Origin of the sequence: Halostagnicola larsenii XH-48, from assembly GCF_000517625.1 — an archaeon.
Lineage (GTDB): Archaea > Halobacteriota > Halobacteria > Halobacteriales > Natrialbaceae > Halostagnicola > Halostagnicola larsenii.
On record NZ_CP007055.1, the window covers coordinates 492,444 to 518,743 of the forward strand.

25 protein-coding genes and 1 pseudogene are annotated in these 26,300 nt (G+C 63.6%); 16 read left to right on the forward strand and 10 right to left on the reverse strand.

Annotated elements, in window-relative coordinates; genetic code table 11:
• Positions 1 to 104: 104 nt before the first annotated feature.
• Positions 105 to 1,451, reverse strand: a complete 1,347-nt coding sequence (glpB, locus tag HALLA_RS02395; RefSeq protein ID WP_049951891.1) for a glycerol-3-phosphate dehydrogenase subunit GlpB — start codon at positions 1,449 to 1,451, stop codon at positions 105 to 107.
• A gap of 1 nt (position 1,452) precedes the next feature.
• The gene (gene glpA / locus HALLA_RS02400; protein WP_049951892.1) at positions 1,453 to 3,135 is read right to left on the reverse strand and encodes an anaerobic glycerol-3-phosphate dehydrogenase subunit GlpA; all 1,683 of its coding nucleotides are present in this window, start codon (positions 3,133 to 3,135) and stop codon (positions 1,453 to 1,455) included.
• Positions 3,136 to 3,445: 310 nt separating this feature from the next.
• Between glpA and glpK the strand changes: the two genes are divergently transcribed.
• The 9 genes from glpK (at position 3,446) to HALLA_RS02440 (ending at position 11,338) form a co-directional block, all read left to right on the forward strand.
• Positions 3,446 to 4,987: a glycerol kinase GlpK gene (glpK, locus tag HALLA_RS02405; RefSeq protein WP_049951893.1), complete on the forward strand. Its 1,542-nt coding sequence runs from the start codon at positions 3,446 to 3,448 to the stop codon at positions 4,985 to 4,987.
• 3 nt (positions 4,988 to 4,990) lie between these two features.
• Positions 4,991 to 6,064 carry a hypothetical protein gene (locus HALLA_RS02410; protein ID WP_049951894.1) on the forward strand — a complete coding sequence of 358 codons (1,074 nt, stop codon included), beginning with the start codon at positions 4,991 to 4,993 and terminating at the stop codon, positions 6,062 to 6,064.
• Positions 6,065 to 6,186: 122 nt separating this feature from the next.
• The gene (locus HALLA_RS02415; RefSeq protein ID WP_049951895.1) at positions 6,187 to 6,867 is read left to right on the forward strand and encodes an HAD-IIB family hydrolase; all 681 of its coding nucleotides are present in this window, start codon (positions 6,187 to 6,189) and stop codon (positions 6,865 to 6,867) included.
• Between the two features lie 127 nt (positions 6,868 to 6,994).
• The gene (locus tag HALLA_RS21580; protein WP_277921473.1) at positions 6,995 to 7,120 is read left to right on the forward strand and encodes a hypothetical protein; all 126 of its coding nucleotides are present in this window, start codon (positions 6,995 to 6,997) and stop codon (positions 7,118 to 7,120) included.
• Positions 7,121 to 7,258: 138 nt separating this feature from the next.
• Entirely contained in the window at positions 7,259 to 7,585 is a 327-nt protein-coding gene (locus tag HALLA_RS02420; RefSeq protein ID WP_084568907.1) for a hypothetical protein, read from the forward strand.
• Positions 7,586 to 7,720: 135 nt separating this feature from the next.
• Positions 7,721 to 8,698 (forward strand): 4-demethylwyosine synthase TYW1, encoded by a 978-nt coding sequence (gene twy1 / locus HALLA_RS02425; protein ID WP_049951896.1) that lies wholly within the window; start codon positions 7,721 to 7,723, stop codon positions 8,696 to 8,698.
• 237 nt (positions 8,699 to 8,935) lie between these two features.
• A complete protein-coding gene (locus HALLA_RS02430; protein WP_049951897.1) occupies positions 8,936 to 9,640 on the forward strand; it encodes a DUF120 domain-containing protein in 705 nt (234 codons plus the stop codon).
• Entirely contained in the window at positions 9,640 to 10,332 is a 693-nt protein-coding gene (gene ribB / locus HALLA_RS02435) for a 3,4-dihydroxy-2-butanone-4-phosphate synthase (protein WP_049951898.1), read from the forward strand. Before HALLA_RS02430 ends, ribB begins: the two co-directional genes overlap by 1 nt.
• 76 nt (positions 10,333 to 10,408) lie before the next feature.
• Complete coding sequence (locus tag HALLA_RS02440) at positions 10,409 to 11,338, forward strand: branched-chain amino acid transaminase (protein ID WP_049951899.1); 930 nt, start codon at positions 10,409 to 10,411, stop codon at positions 11,336 to 11,338.
• Between the two features lie 389 nt (positions 11,339 to 11,727).
• Here the strand turns inward: HALLA_RS02440 and HALLA_RS02445 are convergent.
• Positions 11,728 to 12,390, reverse strand: a pseudogene (locus HALLA_RS02445) (DUF502 domain-containing protein); the annotation flags it as partial.
• A gap of 250 nt (positions 12,391 to 12,640) precedes the next feature.
• Between HALLA_RS02445 and HALLA_RS02450 the strand changes: the two are divergent.
• Positions 12,641 to 13,186 (forward strand): CDP-2,3-bis-(O-geranylgeranyl)-sn-glycerol synthase, encoded by a 546-nt coding sequence (locus tag HALLA_RS02450; RefSeq protein WP_049951900.1) that lies wholly within the window; start codon positions 12,641 to 12,643, stop codon positions 13,184 to 13,186.
• 66 nt (positions 13,187 to 13,252) lie between these two features.
• Here HALLA_RS02450 and HALLA_RS02455 read toward each other — a convergent pair whose 3' ends face one another.
• Positions 13,253 to 13,882 (reverse strand): hypothetical protein, encoded by a 630-nt coding sequence (locus HALLA_RS02455; protein WP_049951901.1) that lies wholly within the window; start codon positions 13,880 to 13,882, stop codon positions 13,253 to 13,255.
• Between the two features lie 192 nt (positions 13,883 to 14,074).
• Here HALLA_RS02455 and HALLA_RS02460 point away from each other — a divergent pair, with 192 nt between their 5' ends.
• Positions 14,075 to 14,518, forward strand: a complete 444-nt coding sequence (locus HALLA_RS02460) for a hypothetical protein (protein ID WP_049953978.1) — start codon at positions 14,075 to 14,077, stop codon at positions 14,516 to 14,518.
• A 720-nt stretch (positions 14,519 to 15,238) separates the two neighbouring features.
• Here the strand turns inward: HALLA_RS02460 and HALLA_RS02465 are convergent.
• The gene (locus tag HALLA_RS02465; protein WP_049953979.1) at positions 15,239 to 16,255 is read right to left on the reverse strand and encodes an alpha/beta hydrolase; all 1,017 of its coding nucleotides are present in this window, start codon (positions 16,253 to 16,255) and stop codon (positions 15,239 to 15,241) included.
• Between the two features lie 130 nt (positions 16,256 to 16,385).
• Here HALLA_RS02465 and pyrE point away from each other — a divergent pair, with 130 nt between their 5' ends.
• Both pyrE and thrS read left to right on the forward strand, forming a co-directional pair.
• The gene (gene pyrE / locus HALLA_RS02470; RefSeq protein WP_049951902.1) at positions 16,386 to 16,910 is read left to right on the forward strand and encodes an orotate phosphoribosyltransferase; all 525 of its coding nucleotides are present in this window, start codon (positions 16,386 to 16,388) and stop codon (positions 16,908 to 16,910) included.
• 250 nt (positions 16,911 to 17,160) lie between these two features.
• Positions 17,161 to 19,116: a threonine--tRNA ligase gene (gene thrS / locus HALLA_RS02475; RefSeq protein ID WP_049951903.1), complete on the forward strand. Its 1,956-nt coding sequence runs from the start codon at positions 17,161 to 17,163 to the stop codon at positions 19,114 to 19,116.
• Positions 19,117 to 19,122: 6 nt separating this feature from the next.
• Here the strand turns inward: thrS and HALLA_RS02480 are convergent, their stop codons facing one another.
• Positions 19,123 to 19,749 (reverse strand): methyltransferase family protein, encoded by a 627-nt coding sequence (locus HALLA_RS02480; RefSeq protein ID WP_049951904.1) that lies wholly within the window; start codon positions 19,747 to 19,749, stop codon positions 19,123 to 19,125.
• A 144-nt stretch (positions 19,750 to 19,893) separates the two neighbouring features.
• Between HALLA_RS02480 and HALLA_RS02485 the strand changes: the two genes are divergently transcribed.
• From HALLA_RS02485 to glmS, 3 genes are all read left to right on the forward strand, one after another.
• Positions 19,894 to 20,598: a helix-turn-helix domain-containing protein gene (locus HALLA_RS02485; RefSeq protein ID WP_049951905.1), complete on the forward strand. Its 705-nt coding sequence runs from the start codon at positions 19,894 to 19,896 to the stop codon at positions 20,596 to 20,598.
• A gap of 122 nt (positions 20,599 to 20,720) precedes the next feature.
• The gene (locus tag HALLA_RS02490; protein WP_049951906.1) at positions 20,721 to 21,437 is read left to right on the forward strand and encodes a phosphoribosyltransferase family protein; all 717 of its coding nucleotides are present in this window, start codon (positions 20,721 to 20,723) and stop codon (positions 21,435 to 21,437) included.
• Positions 21,438 to 21,538: 101 nt separating this feature from the next.
• Positions 21,539 to 21,991, forward strand: a complete 453-nt coding sequence (glmS, locus tag HALLA_RS02495; protein ID WP_049951907.1) for a methylaspartate mutase subunit S — start codon at positions 21,539 to 21,541, stop codon at positions 21,989 to 21,991.
• A 73-nt stretch (positions 21,992 to 22,064) separates the two neighbouring features.
• On the opposite strand, the gene HALLA_RS02500 is transcribed toward glmS, so the two are convergent.
• The 4 genes from HALLA_RS02500 to HALLA_RS02515 form a co-directional block, all read right to left on the reverse strand.
• Positions 22,065 to 22,499, reverse strand: coding sequence for a universal stress protein (locus HALLA_RS02500; RefSeq protein ID WP_049951908.1), 435 nt, complete (start codon positions 22,497 to 22,499; stop codon positions 22,065 to 22,067).
• 185 nt (positions 22,500 to 22,684) lie between these two features.
• On the reverse strand, positions 22,685 to 23,275 hold the full coding sequence (locus tag HALLA_RS02505) for a 50S ribosomal protein L15e (protein ID WP_049951909.1): 591 nt from the start codon (positions 23,273 to 23,275) through the stop codon (positions 22,685 to 22,687).
• 221 nt (positions 23,276 to 23,496) lie between these two features.
• Complete coding sequence (gene ftsZ / locus HALLA_RS02510) at positions 23,497 to 24,636, reverse strand: cell division protein FtsZ (protein ID WP_049951910.1); 1,140 nt, start codon at positions 24,634 to 24,636, stop codon at positions 23,497 to 23,499.
• A 114-nt stretch (positions 24,637 to 24,750) separates the two neighbouring features.
• The gene (locus tag HALLA_RS02515; protein WP_049953980.1) at positions 24,751 to 26,208 is read right to left on the reverse strand and encodes a D-aminoacyl-tRNA deacylase; all 1,458 of its coding nucleotides are present in this window, start codon (positions 26,206 to 26,208) and stop codon (positions 24,751 to 24,753) included.
• Positions 26,209 to 26,300: the final 92 nt, after the last annotated feature.

Genomic DNA, 26,300 nt, shown 5'->3' on the forward strand with positions numbered 1-26,300 from the left:
CACCGTCGTCGCTCGAGTCGCTGCGGTCGTTCGTCGATCGTCCGTAGACGGCGTGTATCGGTCGAACTGCTGAACGTCGCCGTCGTTCGCCGATCGCAGGGCGCTCATCGTCCCGCCTCCTCGCCGGCGGCGGCCCCCGCGGCGTAGCCGGTCGCCAGCGAAACGCCGCCGCCGGATTTCTCCGCGGCGGCGTCGAAGCCGCCGAGCACTCCACCCGCGGCGCGCAGGTTCGAAAACTCGCGTTCGCCGTCGGCCCCCAGCGGGCACAGCGTCCGGTCGACCGCGAGACCGAACCGAGCGAAGGGATGCTCGCCGAAGGCCTCGTCGACGAACCAGTCGTATCGGTCCTCGCCGTGTGGAACGTGGCAGTCGAAAATCGGTTCGTAGACCCGTTCGCGGTCGGATTGGACGCCCTTGCCGACCAGTCCGCCCGTCGCAAGGATATACTGATCCGCGCTGTAGGGCACTCGCTTTCGCTTCCGGTCGACGAGGACGCGCTCGATACGCCCGCGGCCGGCGGCGGTTTCGCTCGCGTCGGATGATTCGTAGTCGACGACGGGAACGCCGGTCGTCACCCGAACGCCCGCCGCCTCGAGCGCGTCGTAGAGCAGTTCCTCGAGCCGGATGCCGGGAAGGCTCGGCGGTCCCATCGGCACCTCGAAGACGTCGACGCCGAGTCGTTCCTCGAGGTCGCGACGAACGGTGGTCGCGTGGTCGTCGCCGAGTATTGCGGGCAGTCCGACTCGAGACTCGCCCTCGAGTTCCGATCCGATCGCGTGGGCGAGCGCCGCCCGTGCGGGAGCCGCGCCGGCACCCGAATCGACCGATTCGTCGCGCTCGAGGATGTGGGCGTACCGGGTGATCTTCGCGTCGTCCCGTTTGATTCCCGGGAACGAGAGCGTGACGCCGCGGCTCTCGAACGGAACCCCAGCGGCCTGAAGGTGGGCCGAAGCCAGCGGGGCGTCGAAGTCGGGGAGGGTTTCGAAGCCGACCAACAGGGTCGACCGCGGATCGCTCGCGATCCCTGCGGCTGTCGTCGCCGGGTAGCGGGCGGTGGGCTTTACGGTCCCGCCGTGGGTCGGAACCAGCGCGTTCGCGTCGGTGTGTTCGCCCGCGTAGGCGTCGCCGACGATCGAATCGAAGAACAACAGCGACTCGCGGACCGCCTCGAGGCCGACCCGCTCGTAGGGATGGCCCTCGGGGAGGTCGGGAATGACCTCGAACGGATCGACCAGCGGCGTCGTCGATTCTTCCTCATCGCGCTCGTCGGCCGTTTCGGCGACTGCCGTCGGCTCGTAGCCGAGCACGTCGATCAGCCCGCTGGCGTGACGGAGGGTGCTTTGCTTGTAGCTGACGAGGCGAACCGTCGCGTCGCGTTCGGCCGCCGAGAGAGCGGCCGTCGCGCCCGCCAGCCCGCCGCCGATGACGAGGACGTCTTCTTCGATGGCCATCTCAGTGCTCGCCCCCCGTTCCGCCGTCGAACGCGTCGAAGGCGATCCGTTCGTCACCGCCCGCCGGATCCCGGTCCCGGTTCATCGTCGTCGCGTGCAGGGTGTAGGTGAGCATCGCCTGCGAGAGCTGTTCGCCCCAGAGGGCGTGGCGCTGGCCCTTCCACCGCTCCTGATACAGCTCGTCGAGCGCCGTTCGCGTCGTCTCCTCGTCGTACTCGGGGTGGAGTTCGCAGGCCAGCTGCTGGCAGCAAAAGCCGCCCTGACAGTTCCCCATCGAGGCGCGAGTCCGGATCCGGACGGCGTTGAGGTCCGACCCCGACTGGCCGATCGCGTCCTGTACCTCCGCTCGCGTCACGCCCTCGCAGGCACAGAGCACCGGATTGGCCTGCTCGGTCTCGAGGACGGCTTCGGACCGGCTCCCCAGGCGCTGTTTGCTGCGTCGCGCGATCGGCGATCGGAGGCCGAAGTCGTCCATCGCGTCCTCGAGAACCGCGAGGTTTTCACTGCCGGGCAGCGCCGCCTCGGCGGTGTCACAGGTCGCGCGGACGCCGAGTTTGTCACAGACGTGGTCGGCGATCTCCTCGGCCATCGCCCGGTAGGTGGTGAACTTGCCGCCGACGATGGTCGACATGCCCGTGACGCCGTCTCGCTCGTCGTGATCGAGCAGGAAGAAATCGCGCGTGATGTCCGTCGGATCCTGCGTCCCGGTTCCCGGCGGTTCGTAAAGCGGTCGAACGCCCCAGAACGAGCGGATCGTTCGAGATTCCGAAAGAATCGGGAGCAGTTCCGAGAGCGTATCGATCATCGCGTCGACCTCCCACTCGGCCTCGGGATAGTCGTCGGGATCGTCGACCTCCTCGTCGGTCGTCCCCAGGATCGCCGTCGTCTCGTGGGGAACGACGATGTCCGCGTCCCCCTTCGGCCGGCAGCGGTTGATGACGGTGTCGACCTGCCGGACGTTCATGATCGTCATCACGCCCTTCGAGGGCCGAACCGCGACCTCGAGGTCCGCCATCGCACCGATCCGGCCGGCCCACGCGCCGGTCGCGTTCACGACGTAGTCGGCGGTGATCTCCTCGGTGGTGCCGGCCGCGCCGTGGTCTCGCGTTCCCGGTCCCGAATCGTGTCTCACCTCGACGCCGTAGATGTCGTCGCCGTCTCGAAGAAGGTCGACGACCTCGGCGTGGGTTTCGACGCGCGCCCCGTGGTTCTCCGCGTCCATCGCGTTCGCGACACAGAGCCTGAACGGATCCACCGCACCGTCGGGCACCTTGATAGCCCGCGTGACGTCGCTCGCGAGGTACGGTTCGACCTCGCGGGCCTCGCGTCCCGACAGCACCTCGGCGGGGATGTTACACTCCCGACATCCCTCGAGTTTCTCCCGGAAGTACTCGTCCGGATCCTCCGGGCGCTGGACGAACAGGCCGCCGGTCTCTTCGACGCAGTGGCCCGCGATTTCCCGCAGGATTTCGTTTTCCTCGATGCATTCGGTCGCGCTTGGCTGATCGGACACCGCGTACCGCCCGCCGCTGTGTAACAGTCCGTGCATTCGGCCGGTTGTTCCGTCAGTCAGGTTTCCTCGCTCGACGAGGGTTACCTCGAGCCCGCGTCGCGCCAGATCTCTGGCGGTCCCGCAGCCGGTCGAGCCGCCGCCGAGAACGAGGACCTCCGTATCGTGTGCCATCCCTTCACCAACACGTTGGGCCCAGTCCTCTTTATTTTATCGACACCGTACAACCATCCATAATAAATTCGCTCGAGCCGACTCGACCCGAAATACTATGTGGTGTGTGATTGTACCGTATGTCATAAATTGACGGAGTTCGAGAGATACCGTGGAGCTGCCGTTTTCATCGTTTGGATCGAGGATCCGTTCGATCTCGATCCATCGAACTTTGAGTATGCACGGAAACATTTATCACGATCGTAGATATTGTTTACCACTAACACGCGATCGTCGATAAACTATCGCGTGACTTCCAGGGTGACTACCAGTGACAGATCCGACATACGTTGGCGCAATCGATCAGGGAACGACCGGCACGCGGTTCATCGTCTTCGACCACGGCGGACAGGTCGTCGCGAACGCGTACGAGAAACACGAGCAGATCTACCCGGAACCCGGTTGGGTCGAACACGACCCGATGGAGATCTGGGACGCGACCAAGAGCGTCGTCACGACGGCGCTCGGACAGGCGGGGATCAGCCCCGACCAACTCGAGGCCATCGGCGTCACCAACCAGCGCGAGACGACGCTGCTCTGGGACGCCGACACCGGCAGACCCGTCCACAACGCCATCGTCTGGCAAGATCGGCGCACTACCGATCGGGTCGAACAACTCGAGGCCGAGGGGATGGTCGAGGAGATCCGCGAGAAGACGGGACTCGAGGCCGACGCCTACTTCTCCGCGACGAAAGCGGAGTGGCTCCTCGAGAACGCGGACCCGATCAAACTCGAGCGAAGCCGTCCGGAAGACATTCGCGACCGTGCGGCAAACGGCGAGGTGCTCTTTGGCACCATCGATAGCTGGCTCATCTACAACCTCACGGGCAACCACATCACCGAGGTGACAAACGCCTCGCGGACGATGTTGTACAACATCCACGACCTCGAGTGGGACGACGACCTCCTCGCGGAATTCGGCGTTCCCCAGGAGATGCTGCCCGAGGTTCGGCCCTCGAGCGACGACCAGACCTACGGCACGACGGATCCGGACGGCTTTCTCGAGGCGGAAGTGCCGGTCGCCGGCGCGCTCGGCGACCAGCAGGCCGCCCTGTTCGGCCAGACGTGTTTCGATCCCGGCGAGGCAAAGAACACCTACGGAACGGGCTCGTTCTTCCTCATGAACACCGGCGAGGAGGCCGTCGAGAGCGATCACGGCCTGCTCACGACGATCGGGTTCCAGCGCTCGGGCGAACCGGTCCAGTACGCCCTCGAGGGGTCGATCTTCATCACCGGCGCGGCGATCGAGTGGCTCGAGGACGTCTCGCTCATCGACGATCCGGCGGAAACCGCAGAGCTGGCCCGGAGCATCGATTCGACCGACGGCGTCTACGTCGTCCCCGCGTTTACGGGACTGGGCGCACCCCACTGGGACCAGCGTGCGCGCGGGACGATCCTCGGCATGACCCGCGGCACCCGCAAGGAACACATCGTCCGAGCGACCCTCGAGTCCATCGCCTACCAGACCCGCGATGTCGCCGAGGCGATGGAAGCCGACTCGGGAATCGAGATGACCTCGTTGAAGGTGGACGGCGGCGCAGTGAAGAACAACTACCTGTGTCAGTTGCAGGCGGACATCATCGGCTCTGAGATCTCGCGGCCGGTCGTCGACGAGACGACGGCGCTCGGTTCGGCTTACGCCGCCGGCCTCGCCGTCGGCTACTGGGACGACGTCGAGGGGCTCCGTGACAACTGGCAGGTCGACAGGCGGTTCGAGCCGGAGATGGACGGAAAGACGGCGGATGACATGTACTCACGGTGGTCCGACGCCGTCGATCGATCGCGCGACTGGGCGCGGGACGGGGAGGAGTAATCTATGATAGGGATGATACTTCAGGTTCCGATCGTCGACATGGAGTTCGAAGCGTTCGCCGTCCTGCTCATCGCCGCACTCGCCGGCGGAGCGTTCGGTGCCGCGCTCGGCGCGCTCCCCTCGTTCGTCTTCACCGGCTTCGTCGTCTTCCTCGGCGAGGGTCTCGCGATCCTCGAGCGAGCGATCGGCGGCCTCGATGTCGTTCCCTCGGGCGAACTCGCGACGGGCATCACCGGAACGATCGGGTTCGGCCCGGTCACCGGCCCCCACATCGCCTTCGCCGGCGGCGTCGCCGCGACCGCCTACGCCGGGAGGAAGTACCCCGAGATGGAGCCAGCCGACTGGGACTACCACTTCGGGAAGGACATCCTCTACGCGTTCGGTACCAAACCCGACATCCTCGCGGTCGGCGCGATCTTCGGCGTCCTCGGGATGCTCATCACGCGTGGACTGGACGGCGTCGGCTTCCCGACGGACAACATCGCGCTCTCGGTCGTAGCGACGGCCTTCCTGGCGCGACTCGCGTTCGGGTACCCGATCGTGGGTCGAGTCGGCGGCTCGAGCATCCTCGACATGTCGCCGTTCGAACGCGAGGAAATGCGCGTGGCCGCCGACGGCGGGACCGAGACCGACCGACTGGCGACCGAACCCTGGCTCCCCCACCAGTACGAGTGGGCCGGCGTGACCGCCATCGGGATCGTCGGCGGGCTCCTCGGGGGATTCATCTGGCTCGAGACCGGCAGTATCTTCCTGGGCTACGCGATCTCGGCGATGAGCCTGCTGTTTCTCAACCTCGGCGTCGAGAAGATTCCCGTCACCCACCACATCACGCTGCTGGGGTCGACGGGCGCGGTGATCGCGGCGGCGGCCATCGGGAGCGATCCCATCGTGTTGCTCGTCGCCGGCGCGTTCGGCGCGATCAGCGCCCTCATCGGTGAACTGTCCCAGCGGGTGTTCTACTCGCACTCCGGGACGCACGTCGACCCGCCGGCGATGGCCATCGCCGCGTTCATGCTCGTGCTCGGGGTGCTCTATCTTGTCGGCATCCTGCCCAACGCGGGCTATCTCGCGCTCTGACGGGATTCGGGCTTCGCTGCGGCCTCTCTTTCAGCTCTGTTGGCGGCGATTCGCTTGCGACCACTCACCTCGAGCACACCCGAACCGACTCTTTTAGGCCGTTCGACCCTCGAGTGACGGCCATGACCGCCGACCCGCCGCTGGTCCTCGATATCGACGGAACGCTCACCCGCCCGGAGGGGTGGGGAATCGATCCCCGAATCTTCGACCCGCTTCTCGAGTGGGAGGCGCCGATCGTGATCGCGACCGGGAAGGCGTTTCCCTACCCCGTCGCGCTCTGTCACTTTCTGGGCGTTCCGGAACTGGTCGTCGCCGAAAACGGCGGCGTCGTCTACACGGGCGACGACGTCTTCTTCACCGCCGACCGCGAGGCCGCCGAGGCCGTCGCCCGGGAGTACGAGGCCGCGGGCTACAGCCTCGGCTGGGGTCCCGAAGACACGGTCAACCGCTGGCGGGAAACCGAAATCGCCGTCCAGTACGACCAACCCGTCGAACCGCTTCGAGCGATCGCGGCCGAGTACGGACTCGAGGTCGTCGATACTGGCTACGCCTACCACGTCAAAGACGCGGCACCGAACAAGGGAGACGGCGTTCGGACGATCGCCGAGCACACGAACGTCGATCTCACCGAGGCCGTCGCCGTCGGTGACTCCGAAAACGACGTCGCCACGTTCGAGGCCGTCGACCGGTCGTTCGCCGTCGCCAACGCCGACGAGGCCGCTCGAGCGGCCGCGGACGAGGTGCTCGCGGATGCTCACGCCGACGGAACGCTGGCGCTGCTCGAGCGAGTGGCGTCCGCCTGAACGGCGTTTCCGTGTTCGTTGCCGCCGCCGGTCCAGAACGCACGTGAACGATCGGACAATGACGTATTGGGCCAGATTTGGACGGTAAAATGTACGATTACCAGCGTTCGAACGGAGTACGCCGAACGTGATCGGCCCAGTTTTCCGCGCGCCACCGCTTCGCGCACCACCGCGCGCGGTGACCGCTCGAGCGCGCGGTGGAGCGTTCCTCGGCCCGGCATCGTCGGTCCACCACCACGAAACCGTTCATTGATGTTCGTGTAGAATACTGCGGTTGCCGGCGTTAGCAAGCGCTATACGGCGAAAACAATCAATCTTCATTGAATATATTCCCAACTAGCACCTTCTGAATCAAAGGGTATATTTACTCGCCATCGAGTACTTTGAGTCGATGATGTGGCAAGACTTTGTGTTCATGCTTGGAAGTTCGCTTTCGATCGTTTTCCTCGCGCCAACGCTGCGCGACGTAAGCGCTCGTGTCCCGCTGGGAACGAGCGTTCCGTCGATGCTCGTCGGCGGGACGTACGCGTTTACGTTCTCGACGCTCGGGATGACGTTTTCGGCGCTGGGGGCGATGGCGACGACGGTTATGTGGTCGTTAATCGCGACGTATCGCTCGCCGGGCGACACCGCTCCCGTGAGAGGGTCGGTCAACAAGGTGGCGCTGTTCGCTCGAGACGCGTGGAACGCGGCGAAACACCGGCCGTTGCGTCCATAAGGCGGTATCTGGTTCTCGTCGGCGTATAAGTATGGATCGGGAAGAGCCCTCAGTAGAGTGGACTCGAGCGAGAACGACTCGCACGCCTGACCGTGTCACCGCACTCCTTTTGTCTCGTCACTGCAATGCTCGCCCATGAGCGATTCAGACGAGACCTTGCAGGTCTCCGACCCCGACTACCACAGCGAGAACCACACGGCCGCCCAGACGTGTGGCTGGACCGCGAACGCCCTGCGCGGGGAGGGCAAGTGCTACAAGAACATCTACTACGGGATCGAGTCCCACCGGTGTATTCAGATGACCCCCGTCGTGCGCTGTAACGAACGCTGTGTCTTTTGCTGGCGCGATCACGCCGGCCACGCCTACGAACTCGACGGCGTCGAGTGGGACGACCCCGAGGCCGTCGTCGACGCTTCGATCACCCTCCAGAAGAAGCTCCTCTCGGGCTTCGGCGGGAACGAGAAGGTCCCCGACGAGGTGTTCGAGCAGGCGATGGAACCGCGCCACGTCGCCATCTCGCTCGACGGCGAGCCGTCATTGTATCCCTATCTGCCGGAACTCATCGAGGCGTTCCACGATCGAGACATCACCACGTTCCTCGTCTCGAACGGCACCCGCCCGGAGGTCATCCGCGAGTGCGATCCCACCCAACTGTACATCAGCGTGGACGCACCCGAACGCCACACCTTCGATCAGGTCGTCAAAGCGATGGAAGAGGACGCCTGGGAGAAACTGCTCGAGACGATGGACGTCCTCGCCGAGAAAGACGAGACGCGGACGGTCCTCCGAACGACGTTGATCAACGGCGAGAACATGCACAGTCCGGATCTCTACGCCGCCTACTACCAGCGGGCCGATCCGGATTTTATCGAACTCAAAGCGTACATGCACGTCGGGCACTCTCGAGGTCGACTTGACCGCGAATCGATGCCCGACCACGAGGAAGTCGTGGCGTTCGCCGAGGACGTCAAAGAGCACATGCCGGAGTTTACGGAGTGCAAGGGCGTTCCCGCCTCGAACGTCGCCCTTCTCTCGAAGACTAAAGACACCTGGGTGCCGAAACTGAAGAAAGACAGCGAGTTCTGGGCGGACGACCCGCTCGCGAGCGACTAACCGTTCCCCGCAATCTGGAGCGAGTGTGGCGGATCGGCTGTGCAACCGGGCCACCTGTGCAATCGAACCGGCTGTAACCGATTTCGAACGATAGCGTTCCGGACGGACACCAGTGAGTTTTTGCCCGTGGTGTTCCGATATGGGATACTACGAATAAACGCTCGCAAACACCGTCTCAGTTTTGGGGAGCATTCCATATCCGGTATGCTTTTATGCGAACCGGTCGAATTTCAGCGCATGTCACTGGCAACTGAGTCCGCCGTCGGGCACGACGAACTCGCCGTGCTCAAGCTTCTCGCCCTCGAGGGCGGACTCTTCGGCGACGTCAAAGTTTCCTGTTCTGCGATTGCCGATCGGCTCGATGCCTCGAACCAGACCGCCTCGCGTCGGCTTCAGCGACTCGAGAGCGCGGGGCTGCTCGAGCGCGAAACCGTCAGCGACGGCCAGTGGGTCGTCATCACCGACGAGGGAGAGCGCGTGCTTCGGGCCGAGTACGAGGACTACCGTCGCGTCTTCGAGACGGGGGCAGAGGTCGAACTCGAGGGCACGATCACCAGCGGAATGGGCGAGGGACGCCACTACATCTCGCTGCCCGGCTACCAACGGCAGTTCGAGGAACGCTTGGGCTACGATCCGTTCCCGGGGACCCTCAATGTCGACCTCCGCGAGGACAGCGTTCGACGACGGAGCGCGATGTCGTCGCTCGAGCCTGTTCCGATCGACGGCTGGGAGGACGACGACCGAACCTACGGCCCGGCGGTCTGCTATCCGGCGACCATCGAGACGGCAGACGGTGACACCTACGAGACCGCCCACACGATCGCACCCGAGCGAACGCACCACGACGACGATCAACTCGAGGTCATCGCCCCCGACAAACTCCGCGAGGAACTCGGCCTCGAGGACGACGATCACGTGACGGTGTCCGTGGGTGATCGGTGATGCGAACGGAGACCGAACCCGGAACGGAGGGTTCCGAATCGCTCACCGAGAGCGAGTTCCGGCGGGCCCTCGAGTCGTTCCGATCGGGCGAGCCGGTCCTCGTTCACGACGCCGCGGATCGCGAAGGCGAGACGGATCTCATCTACCACGCGGACGCCGTCACCCCCGACGCCGTCGCTCGCATGCGCAACGACGCGGGCGGACTCGTCTGCGTCGCGCTTTCGGACGACGTCGCCGACGCGTTCGACCTGCCGTTTTTCACCGACGAGGTCGACCATCCGGCGGCGGCCGATCACGAACTCGGCTACGACGAACGCTCCTCGTTCTCGTTCACCGTCAACCATCGAGACACGTACACGGGAATTACGGACAGCGATCGATCGACGACGATTCGCGCCCTTGGGGAGGCCGCCGCCGACCCCTCGGCGACCGACTTCGCGGCGGAATTTCGCGTCCCCGGACACGTCCATCTCCTCAGGGCCGCCCCCGACCTGCTCGCACAGCGAGAGGGTCACACCGAACTGGGTCTGGCGCTCGCGGACGCCGCCGATCTACCCCCTGCGGTCGTCGTCTGCGAGATGCTCGACGACGAAACGGGCGAGGCGTTGACTCCCGCGGACGCCCGCTCCTACGCCGACCGCTACGACTTCGCCTACCTCGAGGGTCGAGACGTGCTCGAGCGCCTCGGGTAAGTCACCACCGTCGATCGATCGAGCACGTCGGTCGAAACCGCGAACGTTCATTACGGAGCGTTGCGTCTGCCCGCGTATGGGATTCGACGAGATGGATGTCGACACGATCTGGATGGACGGCGAGTTTGTCGACTGGGACGACGCACAGATTCACGTGCTAACCCACGGACTTCACTACGGGAGCGGCGTTTTCGAGGGGGCACGCTGTTATGACACCGAGGAGGGACCGGCTATCTTCCGCTGGGACGAGCACTTAGAACGGCTCTATCAGTCGTGCAAGCCCTACGAGATGGAGATCGATCACTCCCGGGAGGAACTGACCGAAGCGACCGTCGAACTCATCCAGCGCCAGGATCTCTCTTCGTGTTACATTCGTCCGATCGCGTTCTACGGCTACAACTCTCTGGGTGTGAGCCCCGGCGACTGTCCGACCCGAACCGCCATCGCCGCCTGGCCGTGGGGCGCGTACCTCGGCGAAGACGCCCTCGAGAACGGCATCGAGGTGATGATCTCCTCGTGGCGAAAACACGCCTCGAGCCAGATCCCGACGAACGCGAAGACGACGGGCCTGTACGTCAACAGCATGCTCGCCGGCGAGGAGGCGCGCCGAAACGGCTACGCCGAAGCGATCGTACTCAACAAGGAAGGCGACGTGGCGGAGGGCCCCGGCGAGAACCTGTTTATGGTCCGCGACGGCGAACTCTACACGCCCGGTCTGTCCGAATCGATCCTCGATGGCATCACGCGCGATACCGTCATCACGCTCGCAGAAGACCTCGGCTACACAGTCCACGACACGGTCTCGATCTCCCGCGGTGAACTCAACACTGCCGACGAACTGTTCTTTACCGGCTCCGCCGCGGAAGTGACGCCGATCCGGAAAGTCGACAACGTCGTCATCGGCGACGGCTCTCGCGGTCCGGTGACCGAAGAACTGCAGAACAAGTTCTTCGAAGTGGTCGAACGCCGGACCGACGAGTACGACAAGTGGTTCGATTACGTGTAGTCGACGCCATATGAACGATTCTTACTGACGCTGCGAAACGGCTTGTCGACGCTGTGGGAACGATTTTTGCTCGTAGTGGGGTACCAGAAATCGCTCTGACGTCTCGATCAGTCGTTCTTTTCGGGCGTTCCGTCGCCATCGACAGCGTCGGATTGCTCTTCACCGATAGCATCGCTCCCCGTCCCCTCTCGGTCGTTGACGGTTTCTTTGACCTCCGTGGCCTGTTCGCTCACCGTCTCCTTTACTTCCGAGGTTTGCTCGCTGACGGTTTCTTTGACTTCCGTAGCCTGTTCACTGACCGTCTCTTTGACTTCTGCGGTCTGTTCGCTAACGCTTTCTTTGACCTCCGAGGTTTGCTCGTTGACCGACGCTTTCATCTCCGAGACGCGCTCGTCGACGACATCGATTGGGACTCCCGCATCCATCCGTCGGTCTTTCTCCGCGTCGCCGAATCCGGCGCTCAGGACTCGAGTAAGCGCGTCCTCGACGTCCTCGTCGAGTTCGTCGATCTGTTCGGGTTCGACTTCGACGACGAAGCCCGTCGTGATGTTCGGAGAAGTCGGTAAAAAGAGCACAACGCGACCGTCATCGGTCTCCTTGCCCGTTTTGAACGCCGTCATTCGAAGCCCCTCCCACGTCTCGAGTTTGACCGGTTTCTGGAGCGAGTCCTGTTCGCCGAACGCCGTTTCGGCGGCCATCTTCGAGGCGTTGTAGACGACCCGTAACACTGGGACGCGGTTCGCGATATCGTCGACGATTCGTTCGAAAAGCCCGCCGACGGTCGTCCGCATGAGATAGCCGACGGAGAACGTCAGGATGGTAAAGACGGTCAGTACGACCAGGACCCGAAGCAATCGCGCGAGTTGCTTGCGGGTCTCTTCGGCCTCGGCACTGGTGCCACCAATCAACCACTCGAGCGCCTCCGCCTCGAGAATCAGTTCGGGGACGAAGCCGGAAATAAGTCCGTAGACCCAGTAGATCGCATAGAGCGTGATGAGGATCGGCCCGAGAACGACGAGCCCACTTGCAAAATCCCGTTTCCACGAAGCCATGTAGTGGTTCTCACACTAAGGGATTAAGAGCGCTTCCCTTTACTGACCGGATTTGGGTGGATTCGGTACGCAGACGCGTGGCCGACTGCTTGAGTGTGAGGTGAGCACAGTCGACAAGGTCTCGAGACGACGGTCACCCAAAACTACCCCTCGAACGCTGTCACTGACCCCGATACACCGGGTTTCGACCACAGCGAGTCGCGACATGGAATCACCACCGGTTAAGACACGGCGGTCCCTTCCGGTGGATATGGCAATACTCGAGACAGTCGCTATCGCGTTCTGGGTGATGTTGCCGGCCTACGTTCCGAACAACGCGGCCGTGCTGGCGGGCGGCGGACGGCCGATCGACGGCGGTCGGACGTGGGGCGACAAACGCGTTCTGGGGGACGGAAAATCCTGGCGCGGAACCGCCGCCGGCGTAATTGCAGGGCTCGCGCTGGCGGGAGTGCTCACCGCCGCCGCATCGTCGGTTAGCACTGCGGTCGGGTTCGACCTGCCCGAGTTCACCCCGCTCGCTGCGCTCGGCCTCGCCGGCGGCGCGATGCTCGGCGACATCCTCGCCTCGTTCGCGAAACGCCGGACGGGACGCCAGCGCGGTGCGATGTTCCCCGGCGTCGATCAGCTCGATTTCGTCGTCGTCTCGCTCCCGCTGACGGCGCTGCTCGCGACGGAGTGGTTTTTCGACTGGTTCACGTGGGGCATCGTTCTCGTGATCGTCGTGCTCACTCCGGTACTCCACGTGACGACCAACATGATCGCGTACAAACTCGGCCTGAAAAACGAACCCTGGTAGGACCGGCCGGTCGGCTGGCTTCGATTCTGCTTTTTGCGGGCCGAAATTCTCGAGTTGGCGCCCGGTTCACTCGAGCGTCGCCGGAATCTCGCTCACCGCCTCGGGCAGGTCTTCGGGTTCGGACCACCGAATAACGTGATCGCCGGCGACCTCCTCGAGCGCGGCGAGGTGGGAGGCGGCCATCCCGTTGTCGTACTTCTCGCGGCGTTTCGATTCCGAGTCGTAGACGCGCTTGAGCAACCAGAGCACGTCCCTGACGTGAGATTGCTGTCGGTAGAGAAAGCCGAGTTCCCAGACGTGGCCGCCGTCGTAATCCTCGAGCACGCCGACGACGTGAGTCGCCATTCCGGCGAGGATATCGAACGCGGGGGCCCACAGTTCCAGTTCCTCGCCGGTGAAACCGAAGTCCTCGAGCCGAAAAGCGGTCGCCGACCGGCGCTCCTCGAGGAGCGAACAGACTCGCTGTCGTCGTTCGCCCGGTCCGTCCTCGCCGCCGCGGCCGATGACCAGATACCGCCCGTCGGCGCGTCTGAGGGCGGCGAACTGCGCTCCGTGGAGACGGTTTTTCAGCCGCTCGTGCTGGGCCGGGGTGAGCGAAAGCGTCGTTCCGTCCGCCTCGAGGACCGAATCGGCGTCGACGCCCTCGAGATAGCCGTCTTCGGGGGCAGTTGGCGGGGACTCGTCAGGATTCGACATACGCCGACAACGACCGACGAAGTAATCAATGTTCCTGTCAGTTAGATCATCGCCTACGGACTACTCGAGAATCATTTGAGGGTCACTTGAGAAACACTTGAGAATCACTTAAGAATTAATTGAGAATTACTCGAGTAACCAGTCAAATTTAGCAACCAAGTGTTTATGCCGGACGAGACTGTAGTAGCCGATATGCACCCGCAAACGTCCCAACCAAACGGCGGTGGTGGCGGCGAGAACGTGGGGCCGGCGATGGAGTTCAACACGTGGAAGGCGCTCCAGAAGGCCACGGACAAAACCCGCGCAAATCTTATCGCCGACGTCATCGGGCACCCGAAGGGCGCGCCGAGCGTCGACGAACTCGATTACATGAACCCGAGCCTCGAGAAAGACGCCATCAGAAACCACCTCAAGACCCTCCAGAGCGTGAGCGTACTCGAGGAACTCGAGATCCCGCCGGGCGAACGAACGCGCGGGTTTCCCTACAAGTTCTACCGGCTGACTGACGACGCTCGCGAGCTGTTCGACCGGAACGACCTGTTCCCGCGCGGACCATGGCGACGGCAGTACGAACGCGTCCAGAAGACCGGCGAAATCGAAGAGCTCGAGGCGATGCCGCGGCCGAGTTCGGGGTGATAGGACGAGTAGACGGTTCGCTCGAGGATAGGCTAACATCGGATTCTGCGGGAGTTTAAACTCTGCAACCGACTCGAGAGTACAGAGAGCGTCATAGAACGGTTCAAATATCTTCTTCGCGACTCCCCGACAACGATAAGTACAGGGAACTCACATGCCATTAGGCCTCTTGATTTATCTCGTCGGAAGTCCAAAGACAGCACATGTCTGCCGAAGAGGACGGTCAAATAGATTTGAATAAGATGGCTCTGGGGATTGCGTTCGGACCGCTGCTAGGGGCCGCTCTTGGACTCGCACTGGGTGATATCACGCTAGGTATTCCATTTGGTATGGTTCTCGGTATCTTTCTCGGTGTGGTGTGGGGCCTAACGTAGTTGAACTACCACGCGTGAACAGTCGTTGTACTCGCATGTGTAGTGAACAAATAGTTCAGAGGAATGGGGCGAAAGAAACGCTATGAGAATCGTTCTATGACACCCTCAGTATATTCAACAGTCCTGAAAGCACCGCCGACCGCGCCGGCCCCTTTCGATCCCACCCACCGCAGCCTCGTCCTCCCCAACCGCGGCGGTTCACTGAACCGCCGCCCTCGCACGGCTTCGGTGGGCCGCGAGCGGCCCACCAGCGCGCGCCACTGCGGGGTGGGAATCGTCTTTGCTATCGACGATCCCGAATCGGCTGGTGAGTGTGTGTCGTTTCTCGATCCGTTACCTCGAGCGCTCACTCGAGTCGCGCCCGCAGATCAGCGATCGCGTCGTCGTAGGCTTCGTGGGCGCGTTCGAAGTTCGTCGGCTCCTGTATCATTCCGAAGAAGCCGTGGATCATGTCGTCGTAGTTGTGGTAGGTGACGGGAACGCCGTCGGCCTCGAGCCGATCGGCGTAGGCGGCCCCGTCGTCCCGGAGCGGGTCGAAGCCGGCGGTGAGGATCGTCGCGGGCGGCAGTCCGGAGAGGTCGGCGGCGAGTCGGGGTGCGGCGTAGACGTTCCCCTGCTGGATGTCGTCCGCGAAGTAGTGGCCTCGAAACCACGCCATCTCGTCGGCGGTCAGGAAGTAGCCCTCGGCGTTCTCCTCGTAGGACTCTGTTTCGGTCGCGTCGCCCGTCGCGGGGTAGATCAGCAGTTGCGCCGCAATGTCGGGACCACCGCGGTCTCGAGCGAGCAGTGCGGTTCCGGCGGCGAGATTACCCCCCGCGCTGTCGCCCGCGAGGATGATCCGGTCGCTGTCGGCCGCGATGCCGTCTCCCGCCTCGGCGGCGTCGCGGTCGCCGGTGGCGTCTTCGGCCCACTCGAGGGCGGCGTAACAGTCCCGAAGCCCGGCGGGGAACGGGTGTTCCGGCGCGAGTCGATAGTCGACGCTGACGACGGGATAGCCCGACTCCGCGGCGAGCTTTCGACAGCTTCCGTCGTGGGTGTCGATGCTGCCGACGACCCAGCCGCCGCCGTGGAAGTACAGAAGCAGCGGTCGATCGGATTGGGGGTCCTCGCTCGGCTCGTAGATCCGGATCGGAATCGCCCCGTCGGGGCCGTCGATACTGCGGTCCTCGACTGAGGGAAGTTCGATAGCCGGATCGCCGTGCTCGAGCATCGTTGCGAGTTGCTCTCGAGCCATCTCGGGTGTGACCTCGCTAAAGTCAGGTGTATCGAGCGATTCGTATATCTCGAGAAACGCCTGTACGTCGGGATGGGGTTCGTTAGCACGAGAAGGCGGTCGGTCGCCGTCGGTGCGAGATGGTGTCATCGTGCTGTATACTTCGAACCGAAACAAAAAGCTACGGTCGACGGAAATCCGTCCGCGCGAGTCGACATCGAGCCGATGCGCCCGGCCGCGTTTCACACCGCTTATTTCGTCTCGGGTCACTGCTACGAGCATGACCAATCAGGACCTCATCGATTCGCTCCGCGCGGCCGATGCCGTTCGGTTCGGCGAGTTCGAACTCTCCCACGGCGGGACCAGCGAGTACTACGTCGACAAGTACCTCTTCGAGACCGACCCCGACTGTCTCGAGGCCATCGCCGAGGCGTTCGCCGACCGGCTCGCGGCCGACGACAAACTCGGCGGCGTCGCGCTCGGCGGCGTTCCGCTGGCCGCCGCGACCAGCGTCGCTGCGAGCGTTCCATACGTCATCGCGCGCAAACAGCGCAAGGATTACGGCACCGCGAATCTAGTCGAGGGCCGACTCGAGGACGGCGAGGAGGTCGTCGTCGTCGAGGACATCGTCACGACGGGAACGAGCCTCGTCGACGCCGTCGAGGCGCTCCGGGATGCGGGCGCGACGGTCGAGCGAGCGCTCGTCGTCGTCGACCGAGAGGAAGGCGGACGGGAGACCGTCGAGGACGCGGGCGTCGAGATGGAGTCGCTCGTGACCGCGAGCGAGTTGCTGGCCTCCCAGTGATCGCCCGGGAGAGAACCCGCATCCTGCGATGCGATCGGTCGGCGCTGTACCATCACAACGCTTTTAACCTACTCGAGACTACGCGTAATCACGATGGTAGGTGTCCGTTTTACAGGGCCGTCCGCCCGCTTTTAACACTCACCTCTCGTTCGTTGTGTCGAACTCTCTCGTCAGACGGACGACGCGTGCAGGACACCATTGGGCTTCTCGACGGAGTCCGAGTACCTAATTACGATACACAGCCACAGCCATGTCAGAATCAGAGTCGGAACCAGAATCAGCGGGACAGATCACCGTCGTACTGCCGGACGGGTCGGAACTCGAGGTCGACGCCGGCGCGACGGTCGAAGACTGCGCCTACGAGATCGGCCCCGGACTCGGCCGGGATACGGTCGCCGGGAAACTCGACGGCGACCTCGTCGCCAAGGAGGAACCCGCCTACGACGGCGCGACACTCGAGATAATCACCGAGGGATCGGACGAATCCCTCCGGGTCATGCGCCACTCGGCGGCCCACTGTCTCGCACAGGCGGTCGAACGGCTCTACGACGAGCCGAAACTCGCCATCGGCCCGCCGACGGACGATGGCTTTTACTACGACTTCGACGACCTCGCTGTCGACGAATCGGACTTAGAGGAGATCGAGGCGGAGATGGAGGCGATCGTCGACGCGGACTACGAGATCGAACGTGAGGAGGTCTCGGTCGAGGAGGCAGAAGAACGGCTGGCCGACCAGCCCTACAAACTCGAACTCCTCTCGGAACTCGCCGAGGAGGGCGAACAGGTCACCTTCTACAGCCAGGGCGAGTGGGAGGACCTCTGTGCCGGCCCGCACGTCGAATCGACGGGCGAGATCGGCGCGGTGAAACTGCTCGAGATCGCCGGCGCGTACTGGCGCGGCGACGAGGAGAACCCGATGCAGACCCGTATCTACGGAACGGCCTTCGAGGACGAGTCCGATCTCGAGGCGTATTTACAGCGCCTCGAGGAGGCCGAGGAGCGCGACCACCGCAAGATCGGTAACGAGATGAACCTGTTCTCGATTCAGGACGTGACCGGCCCCGGCCTGCCGCTGTATCACCCGCCGGGCAAGACGGTCCTTCGAGAGCTCGAATCCTTCGTCGAGGACCTGAACGAAGATGCGGGCTACGACTACGTCGAGACGCCCCACGTCTTCAAGACGGACCTCTGGCACCGTTCGGGCCACTACGAGAACTACGAGGACGACATGTTCATCTTCGACGTCGGCGACGACGAGTTCGGCCTGAAGCCGATGAACTGTCCCGGTCACGCCGCGATCTTCCAGGATCAGTCCTGGAGCTACCGCGACATGCCGATTCGGTACGCGGAGAACGGGAAGGTGTATCGAAAGGAACAACGGGGCGAACTCTCGGGACTCTCGCGGGTCTGGGCCTTTACTATCGACGACGGCCACCTGTTCGTCAAACCCGAAGGGATCGAACACGAGGTCGAGACGATCATCGACATGATCACGGACGTCCTCGAGACGTTCGACCTCGAGTACGAAATGGCGCTCGCGACCCGACCCGAAAAGAGCGTCGGCAGCGACGAAATCTGGGAGAAAGCCGAATCACAGCTCCGGTCGGTACTCGAGCATCGAAACCTCGAGTACGACGTCGAAGAGGGCGACGGTGCGTTCTACGGACCGAAAATCGACTTCGCGTTCGAGGACGCCATCGGGCGTCACTGGGACGGGCCGACGGTCCAGCTCGACTTCAACATGCCCGAGCGGTTCGACCTCTCCTACGTCGGCGAGGACAACGAGGAACACCGCCCGGTCATGATCCACCGCGCGCTGTACGGCTCGTACGAACGGTTCTTCATGATGCTCATCGAGCACTACGAGGGCAACTTCCCGCTCTGGCTCGCCCCCGAACAGGTTCGCGTGCTCCCGATTTCGGACTCGAATCTCGGCTACGCCCACCGCGTCGCAAACGAGTTCGATGACTTCCGCGTCGAAGTCGACGGCCGGGACTCGACGCTCGAGCGGAAGATCCGCGCGGCCCACGACGACCGGGTCCCCTACCAGATCATCGTCGGCGACAACGAGGAAGACGACGGAAACATCTCGGTTCGCGACCGCTTCGAGGACCAGGAGTACGACGTCGAAACCGACGCGTTCAGGGCGCACCTCGAGGACGAACGCGACGAGAAACGGACCGAACCAGACTTCCTGCGGGACTGATCGCGGTTAGTCGGCGGTCGATACCTTTTCTTCTCGGTTTCCGGTGAGGGCACGAACTGTCCGGACGCCGACGAACCGTGGCACTCGGTCGGCGTAGTCCGCGTAGGAGTCACCGTACTGCTCGTACAGCCAGGGTTCCTCGGCGAAGGGAAGCGCGAGCCACCAGCCGAGGTAGACCGCACAGATGGGAGTTACCAGCGTCGAGTTCGCCAGCAGCGCGAACCCGACCGTCGCGGCGATGTAGCCCACGTACTGCGGATTTCTCGAGTACCGGTACCAGCCGCCGGTTCGCAACTCGCCTTCGAGTCCCTTCGTTTCCTCGACGCCGAGGTCCAAACCGGACGCGATGGCGATGGCGTAGCCCCCGACGAACAGCGTCGCACCGGCGGCGAGCGACGGCGCTCGAGCCAACCCGAGGCTGTTCCAATCTAGGTACACGACGACGAGGACGACCACGTTGAGCGCGTGCGAGAGCCCCCAGTGGGCGTAGTACCGCCAGTCCCGGTCACCGGGCGGCCAGTAGTCGGCGACGCCGAGCGCGCTGGCGAGGATGCCGGCGAGGTTGGCGACCGCGAGGCCGAGACCGACCGCGAACGCCATCGAGGCCGGTGTTTGTATCTCGAGTATCGTCATCGAATCCCCTCGGGTGGTCGTTCGATCGCTGTCGAGTGGAGCAGATTCATATCTTCCCGTCGCCGCGCGAGCGCCCTGAGAATTCTCGCGGTTCTACTAGTCAACTTATAAGTGACCCGTGAGCGCATCGTCGAACGACGGTCGATGAAATACCTCGACGTGCACCTCTCACAACCTGACTGGATGCTACACCCGATGCAGCGGTTCATCCGCGAGACGGATGCGGTCCGCTACGAGGAGCTTCGAACGTGGAACATCGCGGGTCGCGACGACGGCCTCGAGTACGAATTGTTCTACGCCGAAGCCGACCGCGGCCCCTACGAAGCGGCGATTGAAGCAGTCGACTCGGTTCGCTGGTACGATCTGACCCCGATCGACGACGACTCGTTTTACGTCTACATTTGTCAGGAGACCCGCGAGGAGGACGTACGCTGGCGCGAAGCGTTCGCCGCGCTCGATCTCGTCGTCGTGCCGCCGGTTTCCTACGATGCCGAGGCCGCGTTCTACATGACGATCGTCGGAGCCGGCGAGGACCTGCGGACGATGCTCGAGGGGCTCCCCGACGAGATCGACGTCACCGTTCGGGCGATTGGGGAGTACGACCGTCGGCACGCGCCCCTCGGCGGCGACCTCACCGAGCGCCAACTCGAGGCCGTCGCGGTCGCGGCCGACGTCGGCTACTTCGAAATTCCCCGTGAATCCGGCGTCGACGCCGTCGCCGCTGAACTGAACTGCGCCTCGAGTACGGCCGCAACGCTCCTCCAGAAAGCACAGGCGAGCGTCATGCGACGACTCGTTCGCCGACGCGGGGAGGGCGTTCGCGGTGACCTCGGTCGAAACGGCGGCTAACGATCCGGTTCCGGACGGTCGAACACAGGTCGAACCGATCGGACGTTCCGGACCATATTCGTGGTCACTCAACCGCGTACTGTGATCGAAATACCCATGTTTGCGGAATCGTGCATATCTGCATGAACAGAGCTGAGAAAGCCGCCCTGCAGTTGCGCGCCGTCGACGTGTTGTGTATGCTCAAGGAAACCCGCACCTACGACGAACTCGAGGCCAAGACCGGCCTACCCGCGGGCGACTTGAACCGATACGTTAACGGACACGTGCTTCCGGGAACCGACCGCGCTCGAGCGGTCGTCGAGGATCTGGGCAAGGAGGCCCTCGCCGAGGAACTCGAGGCGCGGATTCGCGTGGATGGCGAGGGATACGTCGACAACTCCGACGTGGTCTTCGACCAGCCGTTTTTGAACCTCGCCGCGCCGGTCGTCGCCGACAGCTTCGGTTTCGATCGACCTGACGTCGTCCTGACGGCGGCCACTGACGGCATCACGCTCGCGGCGTCGCTCGCGAGCTACTACGGAACGCGGTGTGCCTACGCGAAGAAACGCAAGGAGACGGCCGTCGAGGAGTTCATCGAAGCCCGCGAACGCCTCGATTCGGGCATCGAGATCACCTACTACCTCCCCGAATCGTCGATCAACGAGGGCGAGTCGGTGCTGGTCGTCGACGACCTCATCCGATCGGGCGAGACCCAGGAACTGCTGCTCGACATCGTCGAAACCGCGGGTGCGGACGTGGCCGGCGTCTTCGCGCTGATCGCGGCGGGAGACGACGGGATCGGACGAGCACGCGGGCGGACCGATTCGGTCGTCGACGCGCTCACCACCGTGCAGGCGTGAGGAGACCTGATCGGGTATCGCTCGAGCGTGCCGTCTGGGGAGAACTAACATGATGAATCATTAGGTTTATGTGGTTCCCCGCGGACTGTCGAGGTACGACAATGACGAAGACAGTTATCCTCGGCGTGATCGGCTCCGACGCACACGTCGTCGGCATTACGATCCTCGAGCAGGCGCTGAACGCTGCCGGATTCGACGTTATCAATCTCGGCGTCCAGAGCTCCCAGCAGGAGTTCGTCGACGCCGCGACGGATCACGATGCCGAAGCTGTACTCGTCTCGTCGCTGTACGGGCACGCCGAGCAGGACTGTCAGGGCTTTCACGAACGGGTCGCCGACGCGGACCTCGAGGACGTGACGACCTACATCGGGGGCAACCTCTCGGTCGGACAGACCGACTTCGAGGAGACCAAAGAGAAATTTCAAAAGATGGGGTTCGACCGCGTCTTCAACTCCGAAACGGATCCGGAGGAGGCGATCGAGGCGCTGCGTGCGGATCTCGATATTCGACCGCCCGAATCCGAACGCGAGTCGTCGCGAACCGTTTCGGTCTAGGCCACCGCATGGCCCGGAATCCGTGCTCGCGCTGATACCTTCCGCTCTTTCCTATCACCTTATTCCCTACCGATCATCGGACGATCGTAATGGGGACTGGCGACCGCCGCGCGACGGTTTCGGCGACGCTTCCAAGCAGGATTCGACTCGCGCCGGTCCGACCGTGGCTGCCGACGACGATCTGGTCGATCTCGTGTTCTTCGACGTAGTCGACGATCGACCGCGAGATACCGCCGATGACGTGATCCGTGTCGATCTCCACGCCGCGTTCGGCGGCGAGTTCGGTCGCGTTCTCGAGGATCTGTTCGGCCTGCTGTTCGTGGCGCTGGTAGATCTGTTCGTAGTTGGCCATCACGCCGCCGTCGACTCCAGTCGCTGCGTAGAAATCCCCCGGATCGAGCACGTGTAGCGCCGTAATCTCGGCGTCGGGGAACTCATCGACCGCGAATTCGAGGGCGTCGATCGAGCGATCCGAGTCGTCAACCGGGACGACGATTCGTTTGGACATACGCGAAACGACGGACGGGACCAAAATAAGTGTCCGCCTGATTTCCCGGCCGCTGGGTGAATTCGGAACGCGGTCGCGCGATTCGCCACGCTTCGATATCGCTTGCGTGTCGCGCCCGGAACTGGTGTCGTCACTCGAGACGAGAACGTCGACAGTAGTAACCCGCGGAAAAAGCGCCGCCTCAGTTACTTTGCGCCGCCACGACCGCCGTTGTTCGACGGACGGACCTTCTCTGCGCCCTTGCCGCGGGTGTTGAGGCCGCGGTTCGAGGAGCCTGCGTTGGTGAGACCGCGGAACGCGCGGTTCGTGTGGTCGTCGTCGCAGATCCAACTGAGGTCGTCGTCGTTCTCGATCGCCGGGTGGTTCGGATCGACGAGGATCACTTCGAACCACTTCTGGCTGCCGTCTTCCCCGACCCAGTAGCTGTTGAGCACCCGCATGTTGGGGTACTTTCGGGAGACGCGCTCTTCACCCATCCGCTGGATGTTCTTGCGTCGACCGATCCGGTTGACGCCCTGGCGTTTCGTTCGTCGGCCAGCCTTGTGTCGCTGCTTTCGGGCCGTTCCCTTGCGGACGGAAACGCGTGCGAGGACGATCCCCTGTTTGGCCTTGTAGCCGAGTTCGCGCGCCTTGTCCAGTCGCGTTGGGCGCTCGATTCGCTCGATTGCGCCCTGCTCGCGCCAGTCCTGTTTTCGCTGCCACTGCAGTTCGCCGAGCTTTCCGTCGCCCGGGTTCTTCCATGCCTCCTTGATGTGGGAGTAGAAGCTTCGTGCCATTGTGTTTTGCTGCGGGCGTTTCCTGGTTCAGAACTCGAGAGGATCTCTCGCGTTCCACATTCCGACCTGTGACTTCCGACCTGTGACGTGTGTCGAACAGGTGCCCGCTGTCGCCCGCGGACCAGCGAGTCGTCTGCAACTATCCAACTTGCGAGTATAAGGGCTTCGAAGCGTCACGCCTCGAGTCGTGGGTTCGAACCACACGGCCCGCGCTCGGAGAATCAGTCGACGAAGTCGATGTCTTCTTCCTCTGCGCCCTGTGGCTGGACGGCCTCGCCGTCCGGTCGACCGTAGATCTGCGGCGATTCGACGCCGGTCACGACGATCATAGTTCGCATGCTACCCTCGAGGCTCTCGTCGATCGAGGTCCCCCAGATGATGCGCGCGTCGGGATCGATCCGATCGTAGATCTCCTCGACGACGCCTTCTGCTTCTTCGATCGACATATCGTTGCCGCCGGTGACGTTGACGAGCGCGGAGCTCGCCCCGGAAATGTCGACGTCGAGCAGCGGCGAGCGCAGCGCGGTCTTGACCGAGTCCTCGGCCTTGGCTTCGGAGTCGGCCTCGCCGAGGCCGATCATCGCAACGCCGCCCCGTTCCATCACGGTGCGAACGTCGGCGAAGTCCAGGTTGACGAGTCCGGGTTTCGTGATGAGTTCCGTGATTCCCTTGACCGAGCGCATCAGGACCTCGTCGCTAACCTTGAACGCCTGTTTAACCGGCAGTTTGCCGACCGAATCGAGCAGGCGGTCGTTGGGAACGACGATGACCGTATCAGAAACGTCGCGAAGCCGCTCGAGGCCCGCCTCGGCGTTCGTTCGCCGAACCTCGCCTTCCGCGGTGAACGGCGTCGTGACGATCGAAATCGTGAGCGCGCCGGATTCGCGAGCCGCCTTCGCGACGACGGGGGCCGAGCCGGTTCCCGTTCCGCCGCCCAGTCCCGCCGTGACGAACACCATGTCGGAGCCGTCGATCGCGTCGTAGATGTCCTGTTGGCTCTCGAGGGCAGCCTCTTCGCCGACCTGCGGGAGCGAGCCGGCTCCGCGGCCGCCGGTCTTTTGCTCGCCCATCAGGATCTTCGTATCGGCTTCGATTTCGACGAGGTGCTGGACGTCGGTGTTCGCCGCGACCAGTTTCGCACCGTGGATTCCCTCTTCCCCCATCCGATTGACGGTGTTTCCGCCAGCGCCGCCACAGCCGACGACTGTAATATCAGTCTGGAGATCGTCGAGTACGTCGAGTAGTTCGTCGTCGGTCATCGTCCCCGAAGTATTGCCGTCGACGGGCTCGGCCTCATCGGGGAGATGATCAGGCTCCCCATCCTCGGCCTCGTCGATAGCATCGTCGATTATAGAGTCCATCCTTGCCCTTGACTTAAGGATGGAGCATAATTACCTTTCCCCTACACGTCAGCCGAATGTCTGACGCGGTAATACCCGCTTACGTGTTGGTTTCTTGATCGAGAAACTGCGGTCTCAGTCGAGCTGTAAGCAGATCTTACCGTCGCCGTGATCGATTGACACCGGAAACCGACGTGTTCGATCAGTGCGAACCTCTTCGGGATTGATAGCTTTTCCGTCGACGGTCACCGACGAGCCGTTCGCGAGCGCGCCGAACTTGGGTCCTTCCGGCACGCCCGCCTCGGCGGCGAGCGCCGGATCGAACGCGCGCTCCTCGGCGACGACCGCGTCGTCCTCGAGTCGGACCCGATCGTACTTCTCCTCGAGAACGTCGGCGAGCGATTCGACCAGCGCCGGCGGCACTCCCTCAGACGGGACGGCCGCGGTCGACCCGACTCGGCTGCCTCCGTTCTCGGTCGCGAACGCGACGGTGGCCGCCTCCACGCAGCGTCGGACGCGCTCGGGATCGATACTTTCTGCGGTATCGAGCAACTCCGCGGGGAGATCGACGATCGAGAACGCCTCGCCGTCCGCGTCGTCGTCTCCGCTGCCGTCCCCGCTGCTGTCCTCGAGCGACACTCGCCTGTCGCCGAACCTGATTCCCTCCTCGACGGAGCCGAGTGCCGACTCGATCGCTCGGACGAGTTCGAGCGGCCGGTCGCCGACTTCCCTGAGCCACGTTTCGCTGACGATTTCGTAGTCCAGATCGTCGATAACCCGCTCGATCGTCGGCCACGTTCCCTCGAGGATGGCCAGTTCGGCCCCGCTGGCTTCGAATGCGGCCTCGATCACGTCGCGGTGTTCGTCAGGGTCGCCCATGGCCTCGAGCGCCCACTCCGAGGCGATGTGGCCGACGGCCCACGGGGTTTGCTCGACGATGCGCTGGTAGCGCGGGACGTAGTGGTTGCCGCCGAAGCCGACGACCTGTCGCTCGCGGTGGGGCGTGACACAGCCGTCTCCCGCCGTTCCGTCTTCCGCCGTAGAGCGGTCGGCCGCGCCGAGTTCGAGGATCGATTGAGCGACGGCGCGGGCTCCGTCGGGGTCGTTCCACTGGGTTTCGTCGCTGCCGAGTTCGACGAACAGCGACGGGCAGCCGACCGCCGTCGGCCCGTGATGGGTACACTCCATTCCAACGTCGTACTCCGCCGGAGCGTACGTCTCGAACGCCTCGAGCAACCGAGCCAGCGCATTCGGTGCGGCCGCAGCCAGTGCGTCGCGCTCGCCGCCGTACTCGGCCGGCCCGAAGTTCCCCGTGAAGTGCCCCGTCAGCAGCGACCCGGTATCGCCGGCGTGGCGCGAGGCGAACACAAGCAGGTCGGGTTCGTCGGTGAAGATCTCCGCGGGCCGCTCGAGGTCGATGTGTAGTTCGTCGAACGAGCGCAGTTCGAATCCGTCGGTCCGGTAGTAGGTGCCGCCGCCGTTTGCGTCCGGCCGCGACTCGTCTTCGAGGACCTCCCAGTCCCGTTCTTCGCGAAGAAACGAACAGATGTGGGTCGACGCGACGTCGGCCCGACTTTCGACGATGGCGATCACGCCACTCAGTCGGGCGTCGTCGATTGAATACGTGACGCTTTCGGGTAGCACGCTCGAGCGGCCAGCCGACCCGAAATCACTGCGGCCGGAAG

Excerpts from the sequence above, each read along its gene's own strand:
- glpB (WP_049951891.1), bottom strand. The coding sequence starts at position 1,451 with ATGGCCATCGAAGAAGACGTCCTCGTCATCGGCGGCGGGCTGGCGGGC.
- glpA (WP_049951892.1), bottom strand. The coding sequence starts at position 3,135 with ATGGCACACGATACGGAGGTCCTCGTTCTCGGCGGCGGCTCGACCGGC.
- HALLA_RS02410 (WP_049951894.1), top strand. The coding sequence starts at position 4,991 with ATGATAGGGATGATACTTCAGGTTCCGATCGTCGACATGGAGTTCGAA.
- HALLA_RS02415 (WP_049951895.1), top strand. The coding sequence starts at position 6,187 with ATGACCGCCGACCCGCCGCTGGTCCTCGATATCGACGGAACGCTCACC.
- HALLA_RS02420 (WP_084568907.1), top strand. The coding sequence starts at position 7,259 with ATGATGTGGCAAGACTTTGTGTTCATGCTTGGAAGTTCGCTTTCGATC.
- twy1 (WP_049951896.1), top strand. The coding sequence starts at position 7,721 with ATGAGCGATTCAGACGAGACCTTGCAGGTCTCCGACCCCGACTACCAC.
- HALLA_RS02430 (WP_049951897.1), top strand. The coding sequence starts at position 8,936 with ATGTCACTGGCAACTGAGTCCGCCGTCGGGCACGACGAACTCGCCGTG.
- ribB (WP_049951898.1), top strand. The coding sequence starts at position 9,640 with ATGCGAACGGAGACCGAACCCGGAACGGAGGGTTCCGAATCGCTCACC.
- HALLA_RS02440 (WP_049951899.1), top strand. The coding sequence starts at position 10,409 with ATGGGATTCGACGAGATGGATGTCGACACGATCTGGATGGACGGCGAG.
- HALLA_RS02450 (WP_049951900.1), top strand. The coding sequence starts at position 12,641 with ATGGCAATACTCGAGACAGTCGCTATCGCGTTCTGGGTGATGTTGCCG.
- HALLA_RS02455 (WP_049951901.1), bottom strand. The coding sequence starts at position 13,882 with ATGTCGAATCCTGACGAGTCCCCGCCAACTGCCCCCGAAGACGGCTAT.
- HALLA_RS02460 (WP_049953978.1), top strand. The coding sequence starts at position 14,075 with ATGCACCCGCAAACGTCCCAACCAAACGGCGGTGGTGGCGGCGAGAAC.
- HALLA_RS02465 (WP_049953979.1), bottom strand. The coding sequence starts at position 16,255 with ATGACACCATCTCGCACCGACGGCGACCGACCGCCTTCTCGTGCTAAC.
- pyrE (WP_049951902.1), top strand. The coding sequence starts at position 16,386 with ATGACCAATCAGGACCTCATCGATTCGCTCCGCGCGGCCGATGCCGTT.
- thrS (WP_049951903.1), top strand. The coding sequence starts at position 17,161 with ATGTCAGAATCAGAGTCGGAACCAGAATCAGCGGGACAGATCACCGTC.
- HALLA_RS02480 (WP_049951904.1), bottom strand. The coding sequence starts at position 19,749 with ATGACGATACTCGAGATACAAACACCGGCCTCGATGGCGTTCGCGGTC.
- HALLA_RS02485 (WP_049951905.1), top strand. The coding sequence starts at position 19,894 with ATGAAATACCTCGACGTGCACCTCTCACAACCTGACTGGATGCTACAC.
- HALLA_RS02490 (WP_049951906.1), top strand. The coding sequence starts at position 20,721 with ATGAACAGAGCTGAGAAAGCCGCCCTGCAGTTGCGCGCCGTCGACGTG.
- glmS (WP_049951907.1), top strand. The coding sequence starts at position 21,539 with ATGACGAAGACAGTTATCCTCGGCGTGATCGGCTCCGACGCACACGTC.
- HALLA_RS02500 (WP_049951908.1), bottom strand. The coding sequence starts at position 22,499 with ATGTCCAAACGAATCGTCGTCCCGGTTGACGACTCGGATCGCTCGATC.
- HALLA_RS02505 (WP_049951909.1), bottom strand. The coding sequence starts at position 23,275 with ATGGCACGAAGCTTCTACTCCCACATCAAGGAGGCATGGAAGAACCCG.
- ftsZ (WP_049951910.1), bottom strand. The coding sequence starts at position 24,636 with ATGGACTCTATAATCGACGATGCTATCGACGAGGCCGAGGATGGGGAG.